The sequence below is a fragment of the Streptomyces bugieae genome (genome assembly GCF_036352915.1).
GTDB lineage: Bacteria > Actinomycetota > Actinomycetes > Streptomycetales > Streptomycetaceae > Streptomyces > Streptomyces endophytica.
Genome location: NZ_JAZBJP010000108.1, coordinates 1 through 484 on the forward strand (window position 1 = coordinate 1; position 484 = coordinate 484).

At 69.2% G+C, this 484-nt stretch carries 1 pseudogene; it reads right to left on the reverse strand.

Going from position 1 to position 484, the window contains the following annotated elements:
* Window positions 1-484 (reverse strand): annotated as a pseudogene (locus tag V2J85_RS40405) (elongation factor 4); the annotation flags it as partial.

Genomic DNA, 484 nt, shown 5'->3' on the forward strand with positions numbered 1-484 from the left:
GGTTGGTGACGACGTGCTCGGTGCCGTCCTCCATCTCGACCCGGTAGACCACGTTGGGCGCGGTCGCGATCAGGTCGAGGCCGAACTCGCGCTCCAGCCGCTCGCGGACCACGTCCAGGTGGAGCAGGCCGAGGAAGCCGACGCGGAAACCGAAGCCGAGCGCGGCGGAGGTCTCCGGCTCGTAGACCAGGGCGGCGTCGTTGAGCTGGAGCTTGTCGAGCGCCTCGCGCAGGTCCGGGTAGTCCGAGCCGTCCAGCGGGTAGAGCCCCGAGAACACCATCGGCTTCGGGTCCTTGTAGCCGCCGAGCGCCTCGGTCGCCCCGTTCTGGAGGGAGGTGATCGTGTCACCGACCTTGGACTGCCGGACGTCCTTCACACCGGTGATGATGTAGCCGACCTCGCCCACGCCGATGCCGTCGGCCGGGGTCATCTCCGGGGAGGAGACCCCGATCTCCAGCAGCTCGTGGGTGGCGCCGGTCGACAT